The organism is Streptomyces sp. NPDC050315 (assembly GCF_040655775.1).
Classification (GTDB): Bacteria; Actinomycetota; Actinomycetes; order Streptomycetales; family Streptomycetaceae; genus Streptomyces.
In genome coordinates, this window is record NZ_JBFAKN010000003.1 from 72556 (window position 1) to 97079 (window position 24524).

General features: G+C 72.1%; 23 protein-coding genes. 13 read left to right on the forward strand and 10 right to left on the reverse strand.

Going from position 1 to position 24524, the window contains the following annotated elements:
* The first annotated feature begins 11 nt into the window (after positions 1–11).
* The 10 genes from AB0I82_RS11540 (at position 12) to AB0I82_RS11585 (ending at position 10065) form a co-directional block, all read left to right on the forward strand.
* On the forward strand, positions 12–485 hold the full coding sequence (locus AB0I82_RS11540; RefSeq protein WP_363256998.1) for an SRPBCC family protein: 474 nt from the start codon (positions 12–14) through the stop codon (positions 483–485).
* A gap of 1 nt (position 486) precedes the next feature.
* Positions 487–2115, forward strand: a complete 1629-nt coding sequence (locus AB0I82_RS11545; protein ID WP_363256999.1) for an NAD(P)/FAD-dependent oxidoreductase — start codon at positions 487–489, stop codon at positions 2113–2115.
* 131 nt (positions 2116–2246) lie between these two features.
* Positions 2247–3419: a Gfo/Idh/MocA family oxidoreductase gene (locus AB0I82_RS11550; protein ID WP_363257000.1), complete on the forward strand. Its 1173-nt coding sequence runs from the start codon at positions 2247–2249 to the stop codon at positions 3417–3419.
* An 8-nt stretch (positions 3420–3427) separates the two neighbouring features.
* Positions 3428–4363 (forward strand): PmoA family protein, encoded by a 936-nt coding sequence (locus AB0I82_RS11555; RefSeq protein ID WP_363257001.1) that lies wholly within the window; start codon positions 3428–3430, stop codon positions 4361–4363.
* A 14-nt stretch (positions 4364–4377) separates the two neighbouring features.
* Complete coding sequence (locus tag AB0I82_RS11560; protein WP_363257002.1) at positions 4378–5124, forward strand: cupin domain-containing protein; 747 nt, start codon at positions 4378–4380, stop codon at positions 5122–5124.
* Positions 5125–5127: 3 nt separating this feature from the next.
* On the forward strand, positions 5128–6402 hold the full coding sequence (locus AB0I82_RS11565; protein WP_363257003.1) for an extracellular solute-binding protein: 1275 nt from the start codon (positions 5128–5130) through the stop codon (positions 6400–6402).
* Between the two features lie 11 nt (positions 6403–6413).
* Entirely contained in the window at positions 6414–7373 is a 960-nt protein-coding gene (locus AB0I82_RS11570) for a sugar ABC transporter permease (protein WP_363257713.1), read from the forward strand.
* Complete coding sequence (locus AB0I82_RS11575; protein ID WP_363257004.1) at positions 7373–8239, forward strand: carbohydrate ABC transporter permease; 867 nt, start codon at positions 7373–7375, stop codon at positions 8237–8239. The genes AB0I82_RS11570 and AB0I82_RS11575 overlap by 1 nt, the downstream gene beginning before the upstream one ends.
* Complete coding sequence (locus tag AB0I82_RS11580) at positions 8236–8916, forward strand: hypothetical protein (RefSeq protein ID WP_363257005.1); 681 nt, start codon at positions 8236–8238, stop codon at positions 8914–8916. Before AB0I82_RS11575 ends, AB0I82_RS11580 begins: the two co-directional genes overlap by 4 nt.
* Before the next feature lie 111 nt (positions 8917–9027).
* Positions 9028–10065: a CDP-alcohol phosphatidyltransferase family protein gene (locus AB0I82_RS11585; protein ID WP_363257006.1), complete on the forward strand. Its 1038-nt coding sequence runs from the start codon at positions 9028–9030 to the stop codon at positions 10063–10065.
* A 15-nt stretch (positions 10066–10080) separates the two neighbouring features.
* Here AB0I82_RS11585 and AB0I82_RS11590 read toward each other — a convergent pair whose 3' ends face one another.
* On the reverse strand, positions 10081–10848 hold the full coding sequence (locus AB0I82_RS11590) for an SDR family oxidoreductase (protein WP_363257007.1): 768 nt from the start codon (positions 10846–10848) through the stop codon (positions 10081–10083).
* Positions 10849–11048: 200 nt separating this feature from the next.
* Here AB0I82_RS11590 and AB0I82_RS11595 point away from each other — a divergent pair, with 200 nt between their 5' ends.
* Both AB0I82_RS11595 and AB0I82_RS11600 read left to right on the forward strand, forming a co-directional pair.
* Positions 11049–11558, forward strand: coding sequence for a cupin domain-containing protein (locus AB0I82_RS11595; protein ID WP_363257008.1), 510 nt, complete (start codon positions 11049–11051; stop codon positions 11556–11558).
* The gene (locus AB0I82_RS11600; protein ID WP_363257009.1) at positions 11551–12357 is read left to right on the forward strand and encodes an SDR family NAD(P)-dependent oxidoreductase; all 807 of its coding nucleotides are present in this window, start codon (positions 11551–11553) and stop codon (positions 12355–12357) included. The genes AB0I82_RS11595 and AB0I82_RS11600 overlap by 8 nt, the downstream gene beginning before the upstream one ends.
* On the opposite strand, the gene AB0I82_RS11605 is transcribed toward AB0I82_RS11600, so the two are convergent.
* From AB0I82_RS11605 to AB0I82_RS11640, 8 genes are all read right to left on the reverse strand, one after another.
* Positions 12347–13291, reverse strand: coding sequence for a LysR family transcriptional regulator (locus AB0I82_RS11605; protein WP_363257010.1), 945 nt, complete (start codon positions 13289–13291; stop codon positions 12347–12349). The two genes, AB0I82_RS11600 and AB0I82_RS11605, sit on opposite strands and share 11 nt — an antisense overlap.
* Before the next feature lie 108 nt (positions 13292–13399).
* A complete protein-coding gene (locus AB0I82_RS11610) occupies positions 13400–13651 on the reverse strand; it encodes a hypothetical protein (RefSeq protein WP_363257011.1) in 252 nt (83 codons plus the stop codon).
* 175 nt (positions 13652–13826) lie between these two features.
* Positions 13827–15143, reverse strand: coding sequence for a cysteine desulfurase (locus AB0I82_RS11615; protein WP_363257012.1), 1317 nt, complete (start codon positions 15141–15143; stop codon positions 13827–13829).
* Positions 15130–16521, reverse strand: a complete 1392-nt coding sequence (locus AB0I82_RS11620) for a family 2B encapsulin nanocompartment shell protein (RefSeq protein WP_363257013.1) — start codon at positions 16519–16521, stop codon at positions 15130–15132. The genes AB0I82_RS11615 and AB0I82_RS11620 overlap by 14 nt, the downstream gene beginning before the upstream one ends.
* 322 nt (positions 16522–16843) lie before the next feature.
* Positions 16844–17629 carry a class I SAM-dependent methyltransferase gene (locus AB0I82_RS11625; RefSeq protein ID WP_363257014.1) on the reverse strand — a complete coding sequence of 262 codons (786 nt, stop codon included), beginning with the start codon at positions 17627–17629 and terminating at the stop codon, positions 16844–16846.
* A 42-nt stretch (positions 17630–17671) separates the two neighbouring features.
* On the reverse strand, positions 17672–18862 hold the full coding sequence (locus AB0I82_RS11630) for an aminotransferase class V-fold PLP-dependent enzyme (RefSeq protein WP_363257015.1): 1191 nt from the start codon (positions 18860–18862) through the stop codon (positions 17672–17674).
* A 4-nt stretch (positions 18863–18866) separates the two neighbouring features.
* On the reverse strand, positions 18867–20186 hold the full coding sequence (locus AB0I82_RS11635; protein ID WP_363257016.1) for a pyridoxal-phosphate dependent enzyme: 1320 nt from the start codon (positions 20184–20186) through the stop codon (positions 18867–18869).
* Complete coding sequence (locus tag AB0I82_RS11640; protein WP_363257017.1) at positions 20176–21678, reverse strand: Y4yA family PLP-dependent enzyme; 1503 nt, start codon at positions 21676–21678, stop codon at positions 20176–20178. Before AB0I82_RS11640 ends, AB0I82_RS11635 begins: the two co-directional genes overlap by 11 nt.
* Positions 21679–22052: 374 nt before the next feature.
* On the opposite strand from AB0I82_RS11640, the gene AB0I82_RS11645 reads away from it, so the two are divergent.
* The gene (locus AB0I82_RS11645; RefSeq protein WP_363257018.1) at positions 22053–22352 is read left to right on the forward strand and encodes a hypothetical protein; all 300 of its coding nucleotides are present in this window, start codon (positions 22053–22055) and stop codon (positions 22350–22352) included.
* Between the two features lie 16 nt (positions 22353–22368).
* Here the strand turns inward: AB0I82_RS11645 and AB0I82_RS11650 are convergent, their stop codons facing one another.
* The gene (locus tag AB0I82_RS11650; RefSeq protein ID WP_363257019.1) at positions 22369–24507 is read right to left on the reverse strand and encodes a glycoside hydrolase family 3 N-terminal domain-containing protein; all 2139 of its coding nucleotides are present in this window, start codon (positions 24505–24507) and stop codon (positions 22369–22371) included.
* Between the last annotated feature and the right edge of the window lie 17 nt (positions 24508–24524).

Sequence of the window (24524 nt, forward strand, 5' to 3'; positions counted from 1 at the left end):
TGGAGCGCGTCATGGCTGTACGGCACCAGCTCATCGCACGGAAGCCGGCCGCCGTCTGGGCGGTTCTCGAGGACTGCACCCGGTACGGCGACTGGGTGGTCGGGCCCTCGCACTCCGACCCGCAGGACGGCGACTGGCCGAACGTCGGCTCCTCCCTCTGCTACAAGCTCCGGCTGGGCGGCCGGGAGCTGGCGGGCCATACCGTCGTCCGGCGGCACGAGCCGCCGCGGTGGCTGGAGCTGGAGGCGTACTGCGACCCGCTCGGCTCGGCCCGGATCGCGCTGGACATCCGGCCCTGGGGCGAGGAGACGCTGGTCATCCTTGATGAGCACCCGTTGCGCGGCTACGGCGGCCTGCTCCACAACTTCGCCCTGGACGCCCTGCTGCAGCTGCGCCACCGCAACATGCTCAAGCGCCTCGCGACGGTGGTCGAGGAGCTGCCCCGGGACGCGGAGGCCGGGGCCGGGCGCGCGATGGGGCGGTGACATGCCCGACGCGGTGGTGATCGGCGCGGGGCCCAACGGCCTGGTGGCCGCCAACCTCCTCGCCGACGCGGGCTGGAGCGTCACCGTGCTGGAGGCGCAGCCCGAGCCCGGCGGTGCCGTCCGCAGCGACCGGGGCGTCCACCCGGACTACATCAGCGACATCTTCAGCGCGTTCTACCCGCTCGCGGCCGCCTCGCCGGTCGTGCGCGGGCTGGAGCTGTACCGGTACGGCCTGCGCTGGAGCCACGCGCCGCACGTTCTCGCGCACCCGCTGACCGACGGCAGCTGCGCGGTGCTGGCCCGCGACCGCGCGGTGACCGCGGCCGGACTGGAGGGCTTCGCGGCGGGGGACGGCGAGGCGTGGGAACACCTGTGCCGCATCTGGGACCGGCTCGGCGACGACATCATGCGGGCGCTGTTCACGCCGTTCCCGCCGGTGCGCGCCACGGCCCGGCTGGCGGCCCGGCTGCGCGGCGCCGGGGGGCTGCGGCTGGCCCGCAGCCTGGTGCTGCCGGTACGCCGTCTGGGTGAGGAGGAGTTCGCGGGCGACGGCGGGCGGCTGCTGCTGGCGGGCAACGCGCTCCACGCGGACCTGGCGCCGGAGGCCGCGGGCAGCGGCGGGTACGGCTGGCTGCTGGCCATGCTCGGGCAGGCGGTCGGCTTCCCGGTGCCGGTCGGCGGGTCGAGCGCGCTGACCACCGCGCTGGTCACCCGGCTGACGGAGCGCGGCGTCGCCGTGCGCTGCGGGGAACGGGTCACCGAGGTCGTCGTGCGGCACGGCCGCGCCGTGGGGGTCCGCACGGCGGGCGGCGAAACGGTCCCGGCCGACCGGGCGGTACTGGCGGATGTACCGGCGCCGGACCTGTACGGGGAGCTGGTCGGCGCCGGGCACCTGCCGGCGCGGATCTTCGACGATCTGCGCCGTTTCCAGTGGGACTTCGCGACGTTCAAGGTCGACTGGGCGCTGGACGGCCCGGTGCCGTGGACCGCGCCGGAGGCGGCCGGAGCCGGAACCGTCCATCTCGCCGACGGCGTGGACGAGTTGACCCGCTTCGCCGCGCAAATCGCCATGGGCCTGGTCCCCGACCGACCGTTCGCGCTCTTCGGCCAGATGACGACGGCGGACGCCACCCGCTCGCCCGCCGGTACGGAGTCGGCGTGGGCGTACACCCACGTACCGCAGACCGTGAAGGGAGACGCGGGGCCCGACGACCTGACGGGCCGTTGGGACCCGGGCGAGCAGGAGGCGATGGCCGACCGCCTGGAGGAGCAGGTGGAGCGGTTCGCGTCCGGCTTCCGCGGCCGCGTCCGGGCCCGGCGCATCCTCGCGCCACCCACCCTCCAGACCATGAACGGCAACCTGCACGGCGGCGCGCTCAACGGCGGCACCGCAGGCATGCACCAGCAACTGATCTTCCGCCCGCTCCCCGGCACGGGCCGCCCGGAGACCCCGCTCCCCGGCCTCTACCTCGCCTCGGCCTCCGCCCACCCCGGCGGCGGAGTACACGGCGCCCCCGGCGCCAACGCGGCCCGTGCCGCCCTCCGCGCGGGCGGTCCCTCCCGCTTCCTCGCCACGGCACAGGGCGCGCTCGCCAAACGGGGGCGGGGCGGCGAGAAGGGCCGTACGTAAGCCGTTCCAGCATTCGGCCACCGTTCGTCCCACCGAACTTCCATTCCTGCACGGGTCTTGTCGTGGTGCGCGGCGCGGGCCTAGTGTCGCCAGCCGGTAAGCGCTTTCTATCCGAGGGAGCTGTTCCCGGCATGCCCGTTGCCGAACCGCCCGCCCAGCCGCCGTCCCACCCCGTCTCCCCCACTTCCCCCGTCCGCGCCGTAGTCGTCGGCACCGGCGGCATCGTCACCGGCAGCCATCTGCCGGCCCTGCGCGAACTGCACGGTCGCGTACGGCTGGTGGCCGCCGTCGACACCGATCCCGCGCGGCTCGCCGCCTTCCGTGACCTGGCGGGCGACGAGGTGCGCGGCTACGCCGATCTCGCCGACATGCTCGCCGCCGAGCGCCCGGATCTCGTACTCCTCGGCACCCCGCCAGCCCTGCACGCCGAGCAGGCGACGGCCGCGCTGCGGGCCGGTGCCTGGGTGCTGTGCGAGAAGCCGCTGTGCCTGTCGCTCGCCGAGTACGACGCGATCGCGGCGGCGGAGGGCACCGAAGAGGGCGGCACCGGCGGCCCGTACGCCTCCGTCGTCTTCCAGCACCGGTACGGATCGGGCGCGGTGCACGCGCGCGAGCTGCTGCGCTCCGGGGAGCTGGGGCGGCCGCTGGTCGCGCACTGCCAGACGACCTGGTACCGGGACCGCGCGTACTACTCCGTGCCCTGGCGCGGCCGTTGGGCCACCGAGGGCGGCGGGCCGACCATGGGCCACGGCATTCACCAGATGGACCTGCTGCTGCATCTGCTCGGCGACTGGACCGAGGTACGGGCGATGGCGGGCCGGCTGGTGCACGACGTGGAGAGCGAGGATGTCTCGACCGCGCTCGTCCGGTTCGCCGACGGCACCATGGCCACCGTTGTGAACAGTGTGCTCAGCCCCGACGAGGTGAGCCGCATCCGTATCGACTGCGCGGACGCCACGGTCGAACTGACCCATCTGTACGGGCACTCCAACGACGACTGGGCGTACACCCCGGCCGTGCACGCCCGCGACGACGAGCGGCGTACAGCGCACTGGCGCACCCCGGCCGCCGACATCCCCAGCTCGCACGCCGCGCAGCTCGACGGCTTCCTGGATGCCATGGAGAAGGGCGTCCGCCCGCCCGGCAGCGGCAGGGAAGCGCGCCGCACGCTGGAATTCCTCGCCGCGCTCTACAAGTCGGCGTTCACCGGGCGGCCGGTCGGCGCGGGCGAGATCGGTCCGGACGACCCGTACTACCACGCCATGCACGGCAACCACCCCGACTGGGCCCCGAAGGAGCAGTGACCGCCGCGATGAGCGCATCGACACCGATCACCGTCACCCACACCCACGGCGAGCGCATACAGGTCGCCGCCGCGGGCACCGAGCTGCTGTCGTACGTCTACGCCCCCGACCCGGTGGCTTTCGAGTCCCGCAAGCCGTACGTGCATCCGTTGCGCACCCTCGCCGGGCACACCGTCAGCGGCTACCGGCCCAACGACCACCGCTGGCACAAGGGCCTGCAGATGACCGCGAGCCATCTCTCCGGACAGAACTTCTGGGGCGGCAACTCCTATGTGCATGGGAAGGGTTATCTGCCGCTGCACGAACGGATCGGCTCCATGCGGCACGACGGCTTCGACACCTTCGATGTCGCCGAGGACCGGCTGGACTTCACCGAATCGCTCACCTGGGTCGAGAACGGCGGCCAGGAGTGGGCGCGCGAGCGGCGCACGGTCGCGGTGCATTCGGTGGACACGGAGGCCGGCGCGTACGCGCTGGACTGGTCGATCCGGCTGACCAACGTCCGTGGCGAGACGCTGCGCTTCGGGTCGCCGACGACGGCGGGCCGGGAGATGGCGGGCTACACCGGGTTGCAGTGGCGCGGCCCCCGGGCCTTCACCGGTGCGCAGGTGCTGACCCCGGCCGGGCCGAGCACCGACCAGGAGACGATGGGGAAGCCCGTCACCGAGCACCCGTGGATCGCGGTCGTCGGCGAGCACGACGACGTGGACGGGCACGCCACCCTGGCCTTCGCGCACGCCCCGGAGAACACCGAAGCGCCGCACCCCTCGCACTGGTTCGTGCGCTCCGAACCGATCCCGACCGTCGCGTTCTCCTGGGCGTTCTTCGAGGAGTTCGCGCTGGAGCCGGGCGAGTCCTTCGCGTACCGGTACCGGGTGCTGGTGGCCGACGGGGCGTGGGACGCGTCCCGTATCGAAGCCCAGCTGAAGTCGCTGGCCTGGTGAGAGGGGAGCCGGTCATGGTCATGGACGCGCCGCTGCCGGGCGGCATCGGACTGTCGCACCTCAGCGCCTATGAGTGGGAGGCCGCCGACGGTGTGTGCGGGGGCAGCCCGCATCTGCACCTCGCCTGCACGGAGGCGTATGTCGTCACCGGGGGCCGGGGCGCGGTACAGACGCTGAGCGTGCCGGACGGCTACCGCGAGACGCCGCTGGAGCCGGGCGTGATCGCCTGGTTCACGCCGGGGACCGTGCACCGCATGGTCAACGGCGACGGGCTGCGGGTGACGGTACTGATGCAGAACGGCGGGCTGCCGGAGGCGGGGGACGCGGTCTTCACCTTCCCGCCCGAGGTGCTGGCCGATCCGGCGGCGTACGCTGCTGCCGCCGCGCTGCCCGCGAAGGACGGCCCCGATGCGGAGGCGGGTGCGCGGAAGCGCCGGGATCTGGCCGTCGAGGGGTATCAGGTGCTGCGTACCGCACTGGCGGACGGTGACGACGGGCCGTTGCGTGCCTTCCAGGAGGCGGCCGCCCGGCTCGTCGCGCCCAAGGTCGACGGCTGGCGGGAGCGCTGGCGCGAAGGCGCGCTGGCCGCCGCCGAGCGCACCGGGGCACAGCTCGACGCGCTCACAAAAGGCGACGCCGCGCATCTCGCCGAGGGCGGGGTCCGGTCGGCCGGACCGACCCGGCGCGGCGGGTACGGCATGTGCGGCCGCCGCGACGAGTACGAACTGCCCGGTACGACGCTTCCGTACTACGGGGAGTGAGCCGTGCGACGTCCCAGAACCCTCGCGGCCGTTGCGCTCGCCCTCTGTCTGACCCTCGCGGGCTGCGGCGGCGGTGGCGCCTCCACCGCCGCCGGCGGCAAGGTCACGCTCCGCTTCACCTGGTGGGGCAACGCGGACCGGGCCGCCCGCACCGAGAAGGCCGTCGCCGCCTTCGAGCGGGCGAATCCCGGCATCGACATCCAGACCTCCTACTCCACGTACGAGTCGTACAAGCAGAAGCTCGCCACCCAGGCGGCGGGAGGAGATGTCCCCGACCTGATCCAGCTGGACTACCGGCAGATCAGCCAGTACGCGGGCTCGGAGATACTGCTCGACCTCGGCAAGCAGCGCAAGGTACTGCCCACCGAGGACATGGACTCCGGGCTGCTGAAGACCGGCCAGGTGGACGGCGTGCAGTACGCGCTGCCGATGGGCGTCGGCACGCAGGCCCTCGCGTACGACAAGGAGGCGTGGCGGAAGGCCGGGCTGCGCGCCCCTAAGGCGGGCTGGACCTGGGAGGACTGGGCGGACGCGCTGCGGAAGCTGAAGGCCGCCGGGTTCGAGCGGCCGATGACCGACCCGGGCTCGATGGAGGACTGGTTCGAGGTCTGGCTGCGCGGACAGGGCAAGCGGCTGTACGGCGCTGACGGGCAGGCCGCCTTCAGCGCGGCGGACCTGGCCCGCTTCTGGACCTTCACCTCGAAGCTGCGCAAGGAGGGGCTGGTGAGCCGGGCCGAGGACACCACGCAGATGGCGGGCTCGGTGGAGGACTCGCCGATGGGCCGCAAGCGGGCGGTCGCGGAGTTCAACTGGGATGCGCCATCGGCCGGTTACGAGGCCGTGTACGGGGACCGGCTGGCGCTCGCGCCGATGCCGGCGGGCCCGGACGGCACCCCCGGTCAGTACTACAAGCCGTCGATGCTCCTCGGGATCGCGGCCGGCAGCGCGCACCCGCGCGAGGCGGCCCGCTTCCTCGACTTCCTGCTCAACTCCGACGCGGCCGCCGACATCCTCGGCGTGGACCGCGGCACCCCGGTCAACAGCCGGCAGCGGGACCGGGTCCTGCCGAAGGTGACCGGCTTCCAGCAGCAGGTCGCCGGCCTCCAGGAGTCCCTGGCGGGCAAGCTCAAGGACCCGCCGGCCGCGCCGCCGCGCGGTGACAACGGCCTGCAGTCGACCTTCCAGCGCGACTACGACCAGGTGGCCTTCGAGCAGGCGTCCCCGCGCGAGGTCGCCGAGGACTTCCGCACCGAGGCACGGACGGAGCTGAGGCCGTGAGCACGCGAGCGATGGAGCCGACGACGGCCACGCTGCCCCGGCAGCGCCCGGCCTCCGCGGGGCAGGCGCGGAAACGGCGGCCGAAGCGGGAACGGGAGGGCGCCGCCTGGGTGTTCCTCTCCCCCTGGGTGCTGGGCGCCACGATCCTCACCCTCCTCCCCATGGCGATCTCCCTCTACCTCTCCTTCACCGACTACAACCTCTTCGACCCGCCGTCCTGGGTGGGCCTGCGCAATTACACGCAGATGTTCACCGAGGACCCGCGGCTGCTCCGCTCGGTGGGGAACACCCTGCTGTACGTCCTGGTGGCCGTGCCCCTCCAGCTCGTCCTGGCGCTGGCGGTGGCGGTGGCCCTGAAGTCGATGAAGCGCGGCAAGGGCTTCTACCGGTCGGCGTTCTACGCCCCGTCGCTGCTCGGCGCCTCGATGAGCATCGCGCTCGTGTGGCGGGCGCTGTTCAACGACGGCGGCACCGTCGACAACGTACTGGGCTCCCTGGGCCTGCACACCGGCGGCTGGGTCAACCGGCCCGGCTGGGCGCTGCTGTCCGTGGCACTGCTGACGGTGTGGCAGTTCGGCGCGCCGATGGTGATCTTCCTGGCGGGACTGCAGCAGATACCGAAGGAGCTGTACGAGGCGGCGTCGGTGGACGGCGCCGGGCGGTGGCGGCAGTTCGTCTCGATCACCCTGCCGATGCTGTCCCCGGTGCTCTTCTTCAACCTCGTCCTGCAGACCATCCAGGCGTTCCAGGTCTTCACCCCGGCGTTCGCGGTGAGCGGCGGCCGGGGCGGCCCGGCGGACTCCACCCTCTTCTACACGCTCTACCTCTACGACCGCGGCTTCACCGCCTCGCACATGGGCTATGCCTCCGCGATGGCGTGGGTGCTGCTGATCGCCATCGGCATCGTCACCGCGGTGCTCTTCCGCACCTCCCGCTCCTGGGTCTTCTACGCGAACGAGGAGGGCCGCTGATGACCGCACAGCCGATGGCCGTAAAGCCGATGACCGCCAACCGGTCTCGCATCGCTCTGCACATCGCCTGTCTCCTCGTCCTGCTCGTCATGCTGTACCCGCTGGGCTGGCTGGTCGCGACGTCCTTCAAGCCGGCCGACGAGGTGCTCGCCAGCCTCGCGCTGCTGCCGTCCCGGCTCGCCACGGAGAACTACACGACGGCCGCGGCCGGCATCGAGGGCGTGAGCCTGCTGAAGCTGTTCGGCAACTCGCTGACCATCTCGATCGGTGCCGTGCTCGGCAATGTACTGAGCTGCTCGCTGGCCGCGTACGCCTTCGCGCGGCTGCGGTTCCGGCTGCGCGGGCCGCTGTTCGCCTTCATGATCGCCACGATCATGCTGCCGCACCACGCGGTGCTCATCCCGCAGTACATCGTCTTCAACCAGCTCGGCATGGTGAACACCTTCTGGCCGATGGTGCTGCCGAAGTTCCTGGCGACCGACGCGTTCTTCGTCTTCCTCATCGTGCAGTTCATGCGCGGGCTGCCGCGCGAGCTGGAGGAGGCGGCGAAGATCGACGGCTGCGGGCCGTTCCGTACGTTCGCGCGGGTCGTGCTGCCGCTCACCCGGCCCGCGCTGATCACCACCGCGATCTTCACCTTCATCTGGACCTGGAACGACTTCTTCACCCAGCTGATCTACCTCTTCGAGCCGGACAAGTACACGCTCACCCTCGCCCTGCGCACCTTCGTGGACACCTCCAGCCAGTCCGCCTACGGCCCGATGTTCGCCATGTCGGTGCTCGCGCTGCTCCCGATCGTGCTCTTCTTCCTCGCCTTCCAGCGCTTCCTGGTGGAGGGCATGGCGAACTCGGGGGTCAAGGGATGAGCGCCCCGACGGACACGGCTTCCGGCCGCCGGGAGCCGGGCGAGCTGTTCGGGCCGCGCTTCGCGTTCTTCGCCGATGTGCTCGCCATCGGGCTCGCCACGACGGTGGCCGCTCTGCCGCTGGTGACGGCACCGGCCGCGCTGGCCACGGCGTGCACGCTGCTGCGCAGGCGGCAGTGGTACGACGAGCCGTGCACGGCCGGGCGGTACTTCGCCGCGCTGCGCGCCCGGCGGTGGCGCGCCGATCTGGCCGCCGGCGGAGTGCTGCTGGGGCTCGGCGCGCTGGTCGCGGCGGACGCGGCGCTGGCAGCGGCGGGGCTGCCGGGAGCGGTGCCGTTCGCGCTGTTCCTGGCGGCGGTGGGCGCGGTGCTGGCGGTGACGGGGCTGCGGGCGTGTGCGTCGTACGACATGGCGGAGGGCCGGCCCGGCGGTGCGCCGGACGGCACGGCGGGCGGCTGGCGGGCCGCGGTGCGGACGGGCGCGGCCCGCACCGTGCGGGACCTCCCCGGCAGCCTCCTGGTCCTGCTGGCCCTGGCCACGGCCGCGGTCTGCGCAGGGACCGTGCCGCCCCTGCTCTTCCTGCTGCCGGGGCCGTTGGCGGTGGCGCTGACGGCGGTCGAGGCGCGCCGAGCGGGCCCGTCCGCGACGGCGGGTACACCAAAGGCATCGACTCACTGATCCAGTACGACCCTTATCCCCGGCAAAAGGTTGCCCCGGGCGACCCTTGTGTATTCATCCAGCACTTCCTTAACTTCAGGTGAAGCCCGTATAAACACCAGGAAGTCGAACATGCGCAGAGACATACCGCCCCTCGCCGAGGTGCGTCGCCTTACCCAGAAGAAGCGGGACGCATGGTGGACCGTGCTGCTGGTCGACCCGGTCGCCACTCCTCTGGTGCGGCAGACCGCGATGCGCACGCGGATCACCCCGAACCAGATCACCTGGGGCGCGCTCCTCCTCGGCCTGGTCTCCGCGGCCTGTTTCACGCAGGGCGACTGGCGCTGGCTCGTCGCCGGTGCCGTGGTGTACCACCTGAGCTTCATCCTGGACTGCATGGACGGCAAGGTCGCCCGGCTCACCGGGCAGGGCTCCGTCTTCGGTGCCTGGCTGGACTACATCTTCGACCGCATCCGCGTGATGGCCTGCGCCGTCGCCCTGATGGGCGGTCAGTACCACCGCACCGGCGACACCTTCTACATCTGGCTCGCGGCGGGCGTGGTCGCGCTGGACGGCCTGCGGTACATCAACTCGCTGGAGATCTTCAAGACCCGGCACACGATGCGCAAGCAGATCAAGGCGCGCATCCGGGCGGCGCGGCGGGCCGAGGACACGGCGGAGGTCGCGTTCATGGAGGACCTGCTGCGCGACAACCCCGAGGCGGACATCGAGCAGGACATTCAGCAGGACGTCCAGCAGAACCTCCAGCAGGACCGGGTGGAGGCCATGGAGGTCGTGGCAGTCGCGGAGGCCACGGAGAGCGCGCCGGTGCTGGTGACCGTACCCGCGTCGAAGCGGCGGAAGAAGAAGGCCGACGTCATCGACCTGCAGCGGGAATTCCGCAGCCGCTTCCCCGGCTATCTGCGGGCCCGTTCCTACCTGCTGCGGCACCGCGTCCGTACCCACCTCATCAGCGGCATCGAGTTCCAGATGGGCGTCTTCATCGTCGGGCCGCTCTTCGACGCGGTCATCCCGGTCACCGTCGTTTCGGCCGTTCTCCTGCTCCTCTTCGAACTCGCCATCGTCTACAAGCTGCTCCTCTCCACCCGGGACTTCGCCCGCACCCTCGACTCCTTCGAGACCACGAAGACACCGGCGGCCGCGGCCTGACCGCCGGGGCGGCTGTCACTGCCGGCCCTCCGGGCGCAGCCGCAGGCCCGCCATGCCGCCGTCGACGGCGAGCGAGGTGCCGGTGACCGAGGCGGCGGCGGGCGAGGCCAAGTACGCGATGGCCGCGGCGACTTCGTCGGCAGTGACCAGGCGGCCCATCGGCTGCCGGGCGTTGAGCGCGGCGCGCTCGGCCTCGGGGTCGTCGGCCGCGTCCAGCAGCCGCCCGACCCATGGAGTGTCGGCGGTGCCGGGGTTGACGCAGTTGACGCGGACGCCCTCGCGGACGTGGTCGGCGGCCATGGCGAGGGTGAGCGAGAGCACGGCACCCTTGGAGGCCGAGTACAGCGCGCGCTGCGGGAGTCCGGCGGTGGCGGCGATGGAGCAGGTGTTGACGATCGCGGCGTGCGCGGACTCCCGGAGGTACGGGAGCGCCGCGCGGCTGGTGCGGACGATCCCGAGGACGTTGACGTCCAGGACGCGGTGCCACTCGGCGTCGGTGTTGTCCTCGACCGTGCCGGCCGCGCCGATGCCGGCGTTGTTGACCAGGATGTCGAGACCGCCCAGGTCACGGGCCGCGGCCGCGACGGCTTCGCGTACGGAGTCGTCGTCGCTCACGTCGGCCCGGTAGCCGCTCAGCGCCTCCTCGTCGGTGTCGAGCTTGTCGGGTACGAGGTCCAGTACGGCCACCCGGGCACCCCGCGCGGCGAGCAGCCGGGCGGTGGCCAGGCCAATGCCCGAGGCGCCGCCGGTGACCAGAGCCTTGAGACCGTTCATGTCGTCCATGCCCGCTCCTCCTGGAGTGCGTTGTGGTCCGTCGTCGGATAGATACATCGGATGTATTGACCCGGCGGCGTGAACATACGGTCACGTCGAACCGCGGCACAAGAGGCCGCGTACGGCTGCGTGACGGCCCGTCGGATACGGGTACGCATCACGGCGACGAGAGGGGGCGAGCCGTGCCGGGTACGGACGGTCCACACCGCATGACGCCGGCCGAGGTGGCCGAGCGGTACGGGTTGCGGCCGCTGGCCACCGAGGGCGGGCTGTTCCGCCGGACTTGGGCGGGGCCGCCGGACGCCACGGGTCGCCCGGCCGGTTCGGCGATCCTGGTGCTGCTCACCACGGACGCCGACGGTTTCTCCGCCCTGCACCGGCTGCCCTTGGACGAGATCTGGCACTTCTACCGGGGCGATCCCGTCGAGCTGCTGCTCCTCGGGCCGGGCGGCGCCGGACGGACCGTACTCCTCGGCGGCAGCCGCGGCGAGGTGCAGACCGTGGTGCCGGCGGGTACGTGGATGGGCGCCCGGGTGATCCCGGGCGGCAGCTGGTCGCTGTGCGGCACGACGATGGCGCCCGGCTTTCTGCCCTCCGACTACGAAGGCGGCGACGTGGACGTGCTCACCAGGCAGTATCCCCGGTACGCGGAGCGGATCCGGGAGTTGTGCCGGCCCGGAGCGCCGCTGCGGATGCCGGACGGTGCCGGCGATGAGTGACGCGGGAGCGGCGGGCGGCAGCCTGGCCGGGCGGGTGGCGCTGGTCACCGGCGCCAGCGGGCTCATCGGCGGCGGGATCGCCCGGCGGCTCGCGCGGGCCGGGGCTGCCGTGGTGGCCCACTGGTACCGGGGCGAGGAGCAGGCCGCGGCCCTCGTCAAGGAGATCACTGGGACGGGCGGCAGCGCGCTGGCCGTACGGGCCGACGTGACGCGGGAGGAGGAGTGCCGGCGGCTGGTCGACGCGGCGGCCGACTGGCGCGGCCGGCTGGACATCCTGGTCAACAACGCGGGGATCCAGCCGGTCCAGCCGCTCGCCGAGATGACGGCGGCCGACTGGCGGCGGCTCTCCGAAGCCAATGTGACCAGCGCGTTCTGCTGCACCCAGGCGGCGGTCGGGGCGATGACGCGCGGGAGCGGTGAGGGGGCCGGGGACGGCCGGGGCCGTGGCTCGGTCGTGCACATCGCGTCGATCGAGGGTTCGCAGCCCGCGCCGGGGCACGCGCACTACAGCGCCGCCAAGGCCGCGCTGATCATGTTCGCCCGCTCGGCGGCCCTGGAGTACGGTCCCCTCGGCATCCGCGTCAACACCGTCTCCCCCGGCCTGATCGACCGGCCGGGCCTGGATGCGGACTGGCCGGAGGGCGTCGAGCGGTGGACCCGCGCCGCGCCGCTCACCCGGCTCGGCCGCCCCCAAGACATCGGCGACGCCTGCGTCTTCCTCGCCTCGGACGCGGCCTCCTGGATCACCGGTACCGACCTGGTCGTGGACGGCGGTGTCAGCGCCCGCCCTACGTGGTGACGGCCGCTTCCCCGTTCTCCGGCTCGTCCAGGTCGCAGCCGTGATCGCAGATCAGGTCGACGATCGTGCGCAGCAGTTCGGAGTCGTCGTCCGCGCGCCAGACCAGGTGGAAGCGGTGTTCGGGGCCCGGCTCGCTGAGCGGCAGGACGGCGACGCCCGGGCAGGTGATGTTGGCGGGGTCGGAGACATCGGAGGGGTGGGCGTGCACCAGTCCGGACGCCGTGCCTGCTGCCACCAGCGCGAGCAGCTGCTCCTGTTCGCGCAGCCGGTGGTGCTGCCAGAGCGGGGCCACGCCGTGGTCGGCGAAGAACCGTACGGTCGCGTCGTGCACGCCGGGCGCGGTGTCCCGCTCGTTGATCAGGAACGGCATGCCCTCGAACGCGCCGAGCGGCACCGGGACCTGCTTGGTGAGCGGCCCGGGCGCGGGCACCGCCACATGGTCGTCGCGGTACCTCCCGACGATCAGGGACGAGGTGCCGTGCGGCGGCAGCGGGTCGCGGACCAGCGCCAGGCCGAGCTCGCCCTGTACGAGGGCGTCCAGGGCCTGCAGGCTGAACATGGGGACGGACACCACGGCCACGTCGGCGTGGGCCCGCGCCACCTTGCCGATCAGTACGTCGACGAGGCGGGCCGCGCCCGGGGCGCAGCCGATGCGCAGCTCCCCCAGCCGGGCGGCGCGCAGGGTGTGCGCGGTGTCCTCGATCTCGGCGGCGGAGGCGAGGGTGCGGCGCGCGGCGGGCAGCAGTTCGCCGCCCGCGGGGGCGAGCTCCACATGGCTGCTCGTCCGGTCGAACAGGACCAGGCCCAGTTCCCGTTCCAGGTCGCTGATGCGCCGGCGGACGGCGGCGGGCGCGACGTGCAGCCGGGCCGCGGCGCGGCCGTAGTGCAACTCCTCGGCCACCAGGGCGAAGTACTCCAGGTCACGTAGTTCCATGTTTCGCTCCCCACCTTGTACATGGCGGACCCCGCTCTCCCGGAGGAGAGCGGGGCTGGTGCTCGGCAGGTCTCGGTGGACGAGGCCGGGCCGGCTGGAAGCGCCAAATCAGTCGTCGCTGTCCTCGTCGTCGGAGCTGTTGTCGGCACCGGTCTCCACGAGCATGGTGTGGGTCTCCGCGCCCGCGGCCGACCCGCCGTGGTGGTGGCTGGCGGAGCCGCTCTGGTAACCGGAGTCGGTGGACGCAATCTTGGTGTTCAGGAACTCGGGGTCGTCGGCCACGGCTGTGCCGCCGGCCGCCAGAACGAGGGCTGCCACGGGAACGACGACGGCGGTCAGGCGCTTCGCAGTGCGGTTCATCTTCGGTTCCTCCATTGGTTGCACAGGGGCGAGGCGGCTTCCTCCGCCGCCCGGCAGTCGATGAGTAACCACACGTCACAGCTGTCACACACCGCGTCACCTGAATGGAAGGGACGGAGTGGCGCGAACGGCTCCGAGGTGCCTGCGGCCGGCCCTTCCGGTCACGGCGCGTCGGTCACGGTTGGCGCATGTTCTGCAGCGAAGCGACCAGGGTGTCCACCTCCCGCGGTGTGTTGTAGAGGGCGAAGGAGGCCCGGACCGCGCTCTCCAGGCCGTAGTGGCGCAGCGCGGGCTGGGCGCAGTGGTGGCCGGCCCGGACGGCGATGCCGTCGCGGTCCAGACACTCGGCGACCGTTGCCGGGTCGTACCCCGCGAGCGTGAAGGTGAGGACGGAGATGCGCTCGGGGGCCGCGCCGATGACGTCCAGTCCGGGGACGCCGGCCAGGGCCTGTACGGCGTACTCCGTCAGGGCCTTCTCGTAGGCGGTGACGGCGGTGCGGTCCTGGGACGTCAGCCAGTCGATCGCGGCGCGCAGGCCGACGGCGCCGGCGATGTTGCCGGTGCCCGCCTCCAGCAGATGCGGTACGGGCGCGAAGGTGGTCCGGCCGAAGTCGACCGAGTCGATCATGTTGCCGCCGCCCTGCCACGGCCGCATGCCCGCGAGCACCTCCGGCTTCCCGTACAGCGCGCCGATCCCCGTGGGGCCGAAGAGCTTGTGCCCAGAGAAGACGTAGAAGTCGGCGTCCAGGGCCTGGACGTCCACCGGGAAGTGCGCGACCGCCTGGGCGCCGTCCACCAGCACCTTCGCGCCGTACCGGTGTGCCAGTGCGGTCATCTCCCGGACGGGCGGGACGGTGCCGAGCACGTTGGAGGCGTGGCTGAGCGCCACCAGCTGGGTGCGGTAGGAGAGCAGGTCGGCGAAGGCGTTCTGGTCGATCTGCCCGTCCGGGCCGAGCGGTACGGGCACCACCCGGGCATGCCGCTCCTTCGCGATCATCTGCCACGGCACGATGTTGGAGTGGTGTTCGAGGACGGGGACGAGGATCTCGTCGCCGGCGCCGAGGTTGGCGCGGCCCCAGGTCTGGGCGACGAGGTTGACCGCCTCGGTGGTGCCGCGGACGAAGACGACGCTGTCCGCGGAGGCGGCGCCGAGGAACGAGGCGACGGCCGCGCGGCTCGCCTCGTACGCCTCCGTGGCCTCGCGGGCCATGGTGTGGGCGCCGCGGTGAATGTTGGAGTTGGCGGAGCCGTAGAAGGCGGCGAGCGCCTCGATGACCTGGCGTGGCTTCTGGGTGGTGGCGCCGTTGTCGAGCCAGACCAGCGGGTGTCCGTTGACCGTCCGGTGCAGGACCGGGAAGTCGCGCCGCGCGGTCTCGGGGTCGAAGCCCCGGCCGGGGCTCACCGCCTCCCTGGGCGCCGCCTCCAGGGTCCGGGCCTCGGGGCCCTTGAGGGCACCCAGCAGCTCAGGAGTCAGCATCTCAGGAGTAGTCATAGTACTTGGACACCTCGACGTTCTGGAGCACGGCGATGGCGTCCTCGACCAGGACCGCGGTGTTGAAGTACGCGGTCATCAGGTAGGAGGTGATCGCCTTCTTGTCGGTGCCCATGTTCCGCATGGACAGGCCGGGTTCGACCTCGTCGGGCACCTCGGAGGGGCGCAGGCCCACCACGCCCTGCTCGGCCTCGCCGGCCCTGACGAGCAGGATCTCGGTGGTGCCGGCCGCCGCGCCGGAGCCGTTGCTGAACCCGACCTTGTCGGACGGCAGCAGCGGCACACCGCGCCAGGTCAGCAGCGGGCTGCCGAAGCGGGTGTCCATCACCGGGGGCACACCCCGGCGGGTACATTCCCGGCCGAACGCCGCGATGGCCTTCGGGTGGGCGATGAAGTAACCGGGCTGCTTCCAGACCTTGGTGAGGAGTTCGTCGAGGTCGTCGGGGGTGGGTGCGCCGGTGCGCGCCTGGACCCGCTGGCCCGGGGTGACGTTGTGGAACAGGCCGAATTCGGGGTGGTTCAGCATCAGGGCTTCCTGGCGCTCGCGCAGCGCCTGGATGGTCAGGTCGGCCTGGGCCCGCACCTGGTCGTTGGGTTCGTTGTAAAGGTCGGAGACGCGGGTGTGGACGCGCAGCACGGTCTGGGCGACGGTCATGTGGTATTCGCGCGGCGTGTCCTCGTACTCGACGTAGGTGCCGGGCAGTTCGGGCTCGCCCACGTGGCCGCCGGCGAGCTGGATGGGGGCCTCCTTGCCGGCGAGGGGCGCGCCACCCTCGCTGTACGCGGTGATCGCGTTGCACAGCGCTTCGTCGCGGTCCGAGAGCCGGCCGAGGACGGCGCGCTCGACGCACAGCGCGACGCCGGGGGTGAGCGCCTTGACCTGGTACGGCGTGCGCTCGCCGCGGGTCCAGGAGTCGAGGTCGAAGAACTGGCCGTCGCCGACCACTTCGAGCACGGTCTCCTCGCCGTAACGGGTGGTCACGCGCTTCTCCGCGCGGCCGTGCGCCAGCACCCACAGCCGGTCGGTGGACTCGCCCTCCTGGATCAGTAACTGACCGGCGTCGAAGGAGACTTCGGTGAACGCCTGGGCCAGTTCGCCGAGCAGCGCCGGGTCCGCCTCGCGCAGGTACGGGATCTCCCGCAGGTCTTCGCTGACCACGCGGCGGGTGCCTTCGTGGTCGGTGTCGATGGTGATCCGGTCGTCGCCGAGCAGGAACGTACGGCGCCGGTTGACGCGGAAGACGCCGGAGTCGACGTCCACCCAGGGCAGCGCGCGGAGCAGGTAGCGCGGGGTGATGCCGCGCATCTGGGGCGCGGTCTTCGTGGTGGTCGCGAGTTGCCGGGCGGCATCCGGGCTGAGGGTGAGACGGTCGTTCACGGGAACTCCTGGAAGTCGGTGGGGGGTTGCCCCGTACGGACGGGCCCGGACACGGTGAAGCGGCGCCGGGAACGAGAGTGATCGTCACGGCGGGCACTTATCGACCACAAGACGGCGTTGTGTTTCATAGTCCTGAAACAATCGGACCGGTTCTTGTGCCAATTAGTCCGGAATGCAACCACTTTGCGCGTCAAGAGGGCGTGACCAGCGCTCACTTCCGCGGCCCGCGCCGCCGACAGCCGTCGGCCCGCCGCCGTCCGATTCCCGGATACGACGCAATAACATCCGTACAGTCGTACGGTCTTCCGTCAGCGGTCAGCCGTCAGCGGACCGCGACGAGCACGAAGTCCGTGCTGCACTGCCAGACGGTGCCCACGTCGTGGAAGCCCGCCGCGCGGAGCAGGGCGAGGTGCCGGCGCAGGGAGAGGCCGTTGTGGCCGCCCGCGGCGGACTGCGGTACGGGGCGGGGTGCGAGCAGGCCGGCCAGTTCGGGGTCCCGGGCCGCCGCCGCCCACCAGGAGTTCCAGTCCTCGCGGTCCGGCGCGCCCTGCCGCTCGGCCCGGCGGCGCCCCACGTGCTGGGCGATCCGCGCCGTACGGCTGCCGTCCGGGCGGAGCATGTCGCTGTTGACGAGGACGCCACCGGGCCGCAACAGCGCGGCGAGGTCCTCGTACGTGCGCCGCAGGGCGTCCTCGGTGAGGCAGTGCAGCGCGGTGGCGGAGACGGCGGCGTCCAGCGGGCCCGGCAGTTCCAGCGCCGCGGTCCAGCCGTCCGCGCCGAGGGTCGCCTGGACGAAGCGGGCGGCGTCCGCGTGGTGGGCCCGGCCCAGTTCGAGCAGCAGCGGATCACTGTCCACGGCCACGATCGCGGCGTACGGCAGTCGCCGGGCCAGCCGCGCGGCCAGCGATCCGGGCCCGCAGCCGAGATCGGCGACGAGCGGCCGGTCCCGCCCGCCCAGTACGCGCCCGTCCCGTACGCGCTCCGCCAGTACGTGCTCGACCACGTCGGCGATCACCGTGAACCGCTCCTCGCGGTCGATCGCGTACCGCTGTTGCTGGCGCTCCCAGCGCGCCACCCACCGCCCGGCCGTCACCGTCTCCAGTCCCACCGGCCCGAAGATACAGATGAAAACGGTTCCCGTGCGCGCAACTCACTGGAGTGCGGTCAGCGTGGCGAGCAAGCGGTCGATCTCTTCCGGGGTGTTGTAGACGTGCAGGCTCACCCGCACCGCGTGCTCGCGCTCGCCGGCACTGCCCTGGCAGAGGCCGTCGGAGCGGACCATGAAGCCGTGGCTGAAGAGGATGAAGCCGAGGTCGCCGGAGCCGATGGCGCGGTGCCGGAAGGTGACGATGCCCTGGCGCCCCTGGACGCCGGAGTCCGCCGCCAGGCTGCGCCGGCAGCCGAGCACGTCGTACGCGGGCAGCCGGCGCAGCCCGTCGGTCAGGCGCGCGGACAGCGCGCGGATCCACCGGTCGATCCGGTCCGTGCCCGCGGCGTCCAGCCAGTCCAGCGCGGCCCGCAGACTCGCCGCGCCGGTGGTGTCGGGGCTGCCGTCCCAGCCGCCGGGCACGAACCGCGGGCCGCGCGCGTTGCGGGACCAGACGGCGCCCGAACCCGGCAGCGCCAGGGCCTTGTGGCCGGAGAAGACGAGGAAGTCCACGTCGAGTGCGGCGAGGGAGACGGGGAGGTGGCCGACGCTCTGGGCGGCGTCGAGGCAGATCGCCACGTCCGGGCCGACGGCCCGGCGGACGCGGTGGACGTTCATGTCGCCGCCGTAGACGTGGTGCACGTGCGTGGCCGCCACGAAGCGGGTCCGCGGGGTGACGAGCCGGGCCAGGGCCGCCGGGTCGTAGTCGCGGGAGCCCGGTTGGTACGGCATCGGGCGGAGGTGGACGCGGATGCCCTGGCGGGCGAGCAGGTCGCGGGCCTCCTCCCACGGCGCGATGTTGGCCCGGTGGTCGGCGAACGGCACGACGATCTCGTCCTGGTCGGCGAGGACGCCGGTGAGCCAGTCGCGGGCGACGCTGCGCAGCCCTTCGGTGGTACCGCTGACCAGGTGCACCCCGGAGCGGTCGGGGTCCGGGTCGGCGAGGAACTCCTTGATCCGCTCACGGGTCCCGCTCATGAGCGCGGTGGTGCGGTTGGCCCAGGTGTAGGTCCCCCGGCCGGCGTTGGCGTTGCTGGTGGTCAGGTAGGTGTGGACGGCGTCCAGTACAGCCTGCGGTTTCTGCGTGGTCGCCGCGCTGTCGAAGTACGCGAGCTCCGGGTGGGCCGTGATGATCGGGAACTGTGCCCGGAGGGCGGCCTGCCAGTCGCGCAGCTCCTCAAGGGCAGCGGCCACGGTCTCACTCCCGTACGAGCGGGGCGCCCGCGTCCCGCCAGGCGATGATGCCGCCGGAGAGGCTGCGCACGTCGGGGTGGCCCATGCGGGTCAGCAGCGCGGCGTACCGGGCGGACTGCTCCCCCACCGGGCAGGCCAGCAGCACGGGCCGGCTCTTGCTGAACGGCAGGCCGCCCTGGAGGAGTTCGGCGAAGAGCTCGTCGACGATGTTCACCGAGTCGGCGATGTGCAGCGCGGCGTAGGAGAAGGGGCTCCGCAGGTCGACGACGAGGGGGCGGTCCCGGTCGATCCACTGCTCGGCTTCGGTGGCGTCGATCTCGGTGGCGGCCGCCACCTCCGCGTCGGTGAGGGTGGCGACGGAGTTGCGGTGCGCCGGCCGGCCCAGGAGGTCGGGCCGCCGCCGGCGTACGTAGCTCAGATAGCCCTCGATCCGGTCGCACACGATGAACACCGCGGTACGACGCTCCGTCAACTCCGCGTCCAGCGCGCGCAGATGGCGTACCGCACCGGAGTACGCGGCGCCGCCGGTCGGCCCGGCCGGCATCCCGCACCGCCGGGCCAGCGTCACCATGCCCTCGATGGCGTCGTCGGCGGTCACGGTCGCGAGGGTGTCGTAGGTCGACGGGTCGAACAGGCCGACCCCCTGCACCTCGTCGATGGTGCGGATGCCCGGGATGAAGTCCGCCTTGTGCGCCACCAGCCCGAGGACGTGCACGCCGGGGTCGTGGGCGCGCAGCACCCGGGCGACACCGGTGGAGGAGCCGGCGGTCCCCACGCACGCGACGAAGTGATCGGGGGCCCGGCCGCCCAGGTCGGCGACGATCTCCGGCCCGGTGCCCGCCATGTGCGCCTCGGTGTTGCGCGCGTTGTAGTACTGATCGGTGTACACGTACGGGCTGTCCGACCCGCTGAGCTCCTGGTGGAAGAGGGTCAGCGGGTCGTCCGTACTGCTGGGGTCCAGGCACTCCGTCTGCCCCGGCAGCTCCTCGACCTCGGCGCCCAGCAACAGCAGCAGGTCCCGCATCTCCGGGATGCGGATGCGGTTGGTCACGGTCTTGAACGGCACACCGTGCATTCCGGCGAGCAGGGAGAGGGCCTTGGCGGTGTTCCCGCTGGACAGCTCGACGACCGTGTGGCCGTCCTCGGCGGCGACCTTCAGGCCCGGTCGGACCATGTTCCAGGCCGCCCGGTCCTTGACCGATCCGAAGGGGTTCAGCATCTCCAGCTTGGCGTACAGGTCGATGTGGCGCAGGCCGTGCACGGCCGGATCGACGCGGACGAGCGGAGTGTCGCCGATGGCATCGGTGATGCTGTCAAGCCTCATCCGCGTCCTCCCCGGCACCGTGCCGCCGCGTGCCGTGCTGCTGAACGACCGGCCAGTACTCCTCGTCCAGGCACCAGCGCCAGTCCGCCCCGTCGCCGTCCCGCCAGACGGCGACCTTGCGGGCGACGGGCTGCCGCTGGGCCTCGCCGGCCCGGAAGTCCATGCAGTAGCCCGCGGTGTTGGCGAAGGCGAGCAGGTCGCCCGGGCGCGGTGAAGACGGCAGGAACACCGTCCGCCGCGTGATCATGTCGGCCTCCAGGCAGAGATTGCCGGCGAGGTGGACGCCCACCGGGCCGCCCGCGTCCGGCGCCCGCTGCCCGTCGCGCGGGACGAGGACCGGGTCCATCAGGACCCCGTGCTCCTCCAGTGCCACGTCGTCGGCGCCCGCCGCCAGCCGCACCAGCCGCTCCCCCGCCCCGGTGTCCCGCACCTCCACGACGCGCGCCAGCGTGATCCCGCACTGGTCGGCCAGCGCCCGCCCCGGCTCGATGTGCAGTTCGTACAGGCCCTCCAGGAGCAGCGTCGCGAGCGCCCGGCCCAGGGTCGGCGCTGGCTGGGACAGCAGCGCGTCGAGGTACTTCTCGGCGGCGACGGGGCGGTGCGCGGGGTACAGCGCGAGGGTGCCGCGCAGCGTCCCGGCCTCGCACGTGAGGCCGTAGCCGTGGCGGCGCCAGGTCAGCGCGGGGCGCCGCCCCATCACCGCCTGGGTGAGCTCCGTGGTGTACCGCTCCCACTGCGCGCCGTCGGCGAGGTAGCTGACGCCGAAGCCGCCGCCGATGTCCACGGCGCGGGGATCGAGGCCCCGGGCGCGGCACGCGTCCATGGCGCGGACGCACCCTTCGAGGGCCACGGCCTTCTCGGCGAGGCTGGTGGTGTCGAGGTGGTACCCGACGCCGGCCAGGCGTACCGCGTCCGCACACCGTTCCGCGGCCGTGAGCAGCGCGTCGAGCTCCGCGACCGGTGTCCCGAACCGGCTGGGCCGGGTCAGCACCCGGGTCCCTTCGGAGGCGAACTCCGAGAGCCGCAACAGCACGTCGGTGCACGGCAGTTGGTAGCGCCGCACCAGGGCCGCGAGCTGCTCCAGTTCGGCGCGCCCGTCGAGGTGTACGACGACGCCGGCGCGGGCCGCCAGCCACAGGAACTCCGGGGTCTTCGGGCCGGTCGCCACGATCCGGTCCGGTGTGAAGCCCGCACCGAGCGCGTGCCGCAGCTCGCCCAGCGACGCGACGTCGATGCCCGCGTCCGTCGCCGCGAGCCGCCGCACGAGGGCGCTGGACCGGTTCGCCTTGTGCGCGAAGAAGATCCGGCCGGTCAGCCGGTGCGTACGGTAGACGGCGCGGAAGCGCGCGAGGTTGTCGGCGAGCTGGTCGGGCAGCAGGACGTTGAGCGGCGATCCCAGCCCGTCGGCGAGCGCGTGCAGGAACGGGCCGGCGGCCAGCAGCGACGCCGGCCGGGGCGCCAGCCGGGGCTCCAGGTACAAGGGGACGCCCATCCCGAGGCTCCTCCTGTCCTGATGCGGACCGCATCGTGCCTGCTCCGTTCGGCGGCATCCGGCCACCGACGGCAACTGCGACAGTTGTTCGACGGATCCATTTCCCGTGCTGCGGTCGCGCTACGCCCCTCGCCGCCCGATCTCATGTCGCATGTGGACGCGGCGGGTCCGCCCGGCGTACCGCACGTACCGCCGCCCGCCGAGCCCCGCTCCCCCACGCCGGGCATTCACGGCTGGGCCTGCTGCCACACGCGGAGACGAACCAGACATCGGCGATAAAATGCGGTGACTGATCTAGCATTCGGGACACACTGGCGCACTCTGTCCAATACCGCGCAAAGATCATCCACAGTACGGCAGATCAGGAGGAAGTCATGGCGACGGCCACGCACACCACCCACCAGGGCCACACCCATCAGCACGGAGCCGGCTGCGGTCACGTGGCGGTGCCGCACGGCGACCACGTCGACTATGTGCACGACGGCTGCCTGCACCGCGCCCACGAGGACCACGTCGACGAGTGCGAGCCCACCGCGCACACCGAGCACCAGAACCACCCCCACCAGCACCAGGAGGGCTGCGGCCACGTCGCGGTCCCGCACGGCGACCACATGGACTACGTCCACGACGGCCACCGCCACGCCGAGCACAACGGCCACTGGGACGACCACTGACCCCGGGGCCGGCCGGTCAGCTCACCGTGAGGCCCACCTTGGCGGTGGCGGCCGAGCTGGTGCCCACGTAGAGGTCGAACGCGCCCGCCTCCACGGTGAAGTGGCCATGGCTGTCGTTCGTCCAGAAGCCCAGGTCCGCGGCGCCGAGACGGAAGCGCACCGTGGTGCGCTTCCCCGGCTCCAGCGTCACCCGGCGGAAGCCGCGGAGCCTGCGGACCGGCTGGGTGAGGGAAGCGGCGCGGTCGTGGACGTAGAGCTGTACGACCTCGTCGCCCGCCCGCTCACCGGTGTTCCGCACCTCGATGGAGACCTCCAGGGTGTCGCCCTTGCGCAGCGCGTCGGCGGTGACACTCGACCGGCTGAGCTGCGGCTCGCCGAGCGTGAAGTCGGTGTAGCTGAGCCCGAAGCCGAACGGGAACTGCGGGCCGTCGGGCAAGTCCAGGTACTTCGAGGTGTACTTGTTGTCCGCATCGTAAGGACGCCCGGTGGACTCGTGGTTGTAGTGGATCGGGATCTGGCCGACCGTACGGGGGAAGGAGGCCGGGAGCTTGCCGCCCGGGTTCACGGTGCCGAACAGGACATCCGCGATGGCGTGGCCGGCCTCGATGCCGGGGTGCCAGGCTTCCAGTACGGCGGGCGCCTGCGCGAGCCAGTCGCCCACGGTCAGCGGTCTGCCGTTCACGAGTACCACCACGAACGGCTTGCCGGTGGCCGCGACCGCCTCGATCAGCTTCTCCTGCGCGCCCGGCAGCGAGATGTCGCTGCGCGCGGCGGCCTCGCCACTGATCGCCGGGGGCTCGCCGACCACGACCACCGTCACATCGGCGGCCTTGGCGGCGGCGACGGCCTCGCCGATGCCGCCGGTGTCCTTGCCCGCCGCGTCCACGCCCTTCGCGTACGTGACCTTCGCCTTCGGCGCGGCTTTCTTGACCGCGTCCAGCACCTTCACCGCCGGGAACTTCTTCTCGGCGGCCGGGATGACCCAGGTGCCGAGGAGGTCGGCGGAGTCGGCGAAGGGGCCGACGACCGCGATCGAGGAAGCCTTGGCGGAGAGCGGCAGTACCGACTTCTCGTTCTTGAGCAGCACCATGGAACGGGCCGCTGCCGCGCGGGCCGCCTTGCGGGCCTCCGCCGTGGGCTCCGTGATCTCGTCCTTCTCCTCGACGTAGGGCTGGTCGAAGAGGCCGAGCTGGAACTTCAGCTGCAGCACCCGGTACACGGCGTCATCCAGCCGCTGCGGTTCAATCTTCCCGGCGCGCAGCAGCTTCTTGCCGTTCTCGACGAAGTGGGTGCTGGTCATCTCCATGTCGACGCCGGCGTTCAGCGACAGCCGTGCCGCGTCGGCGCCGTCCTCCGCGAAGCCGTGCGCGATCAGCTCCTTCACACCGGTGAAGTCGCTGACCACCAGCCCGTCGAAGCCCCACTCCTTCTTGAGGATGTCGGTGAGGGTGTGCGGGTTGGCGTGCGCGGGGACGCCGCTGATGGTGTTGAAGGACGCCATGACGGTCGCCACGCCGGCGTCCAGGGCGGCCTTGAACGGCGGCAGGTAGAGGTTGCGCAGCCGGGATTCGGAGACGTCGACCGTGTTGTAGTCGCGGCCGCCCTCCGCGCCGCCGTAGGCGACGAAGTGCTTGGCGCAGGCCGCCATCCGGTCCTTGGCCTTGAGGTCCTTCGGGTCCTCGCCCTGGTAGCCGCGTACCTTGGCGGCGGCGAACGCCGAGGTGAGGTACGGGTCCTCGCCATTGCCCTCCGCGATACGGCCCCAACGCGGCTCGTGGGTGACGTCCATCATGGGCGCGAAGGTCCAGTGCACGCCGTTCGAGCGGGCTTCCTTGGCGGAGACCTCGGCGTCCGCCGCGGTGACTTCCGGGTCGAAGCTGGCCGCCTGGGCGAGCGGAATGGGGAAGTTGGTCCACATGCCATGGATCACGTCCAGGCCGAAGACCAGCGGGATGCCCAGCCGGGACTCCTCGACGGCGATCTTCTGCAGGGCGTTGGTGGTCTTCGCTCCGAAGATCGAGAAGACCGAGCCGAGCATGCCCTTGCGCGCGGCGTCCTCGACCGCCTTGGTCTCGCCGCCACCGGGGCCGGTGTCCCAGGTCCACGGCAACTGCTGGAGCTGGCCGAACTTCTCGTCGACCGTCATCCGGCCCATCAGTTGCTTGATCTTCT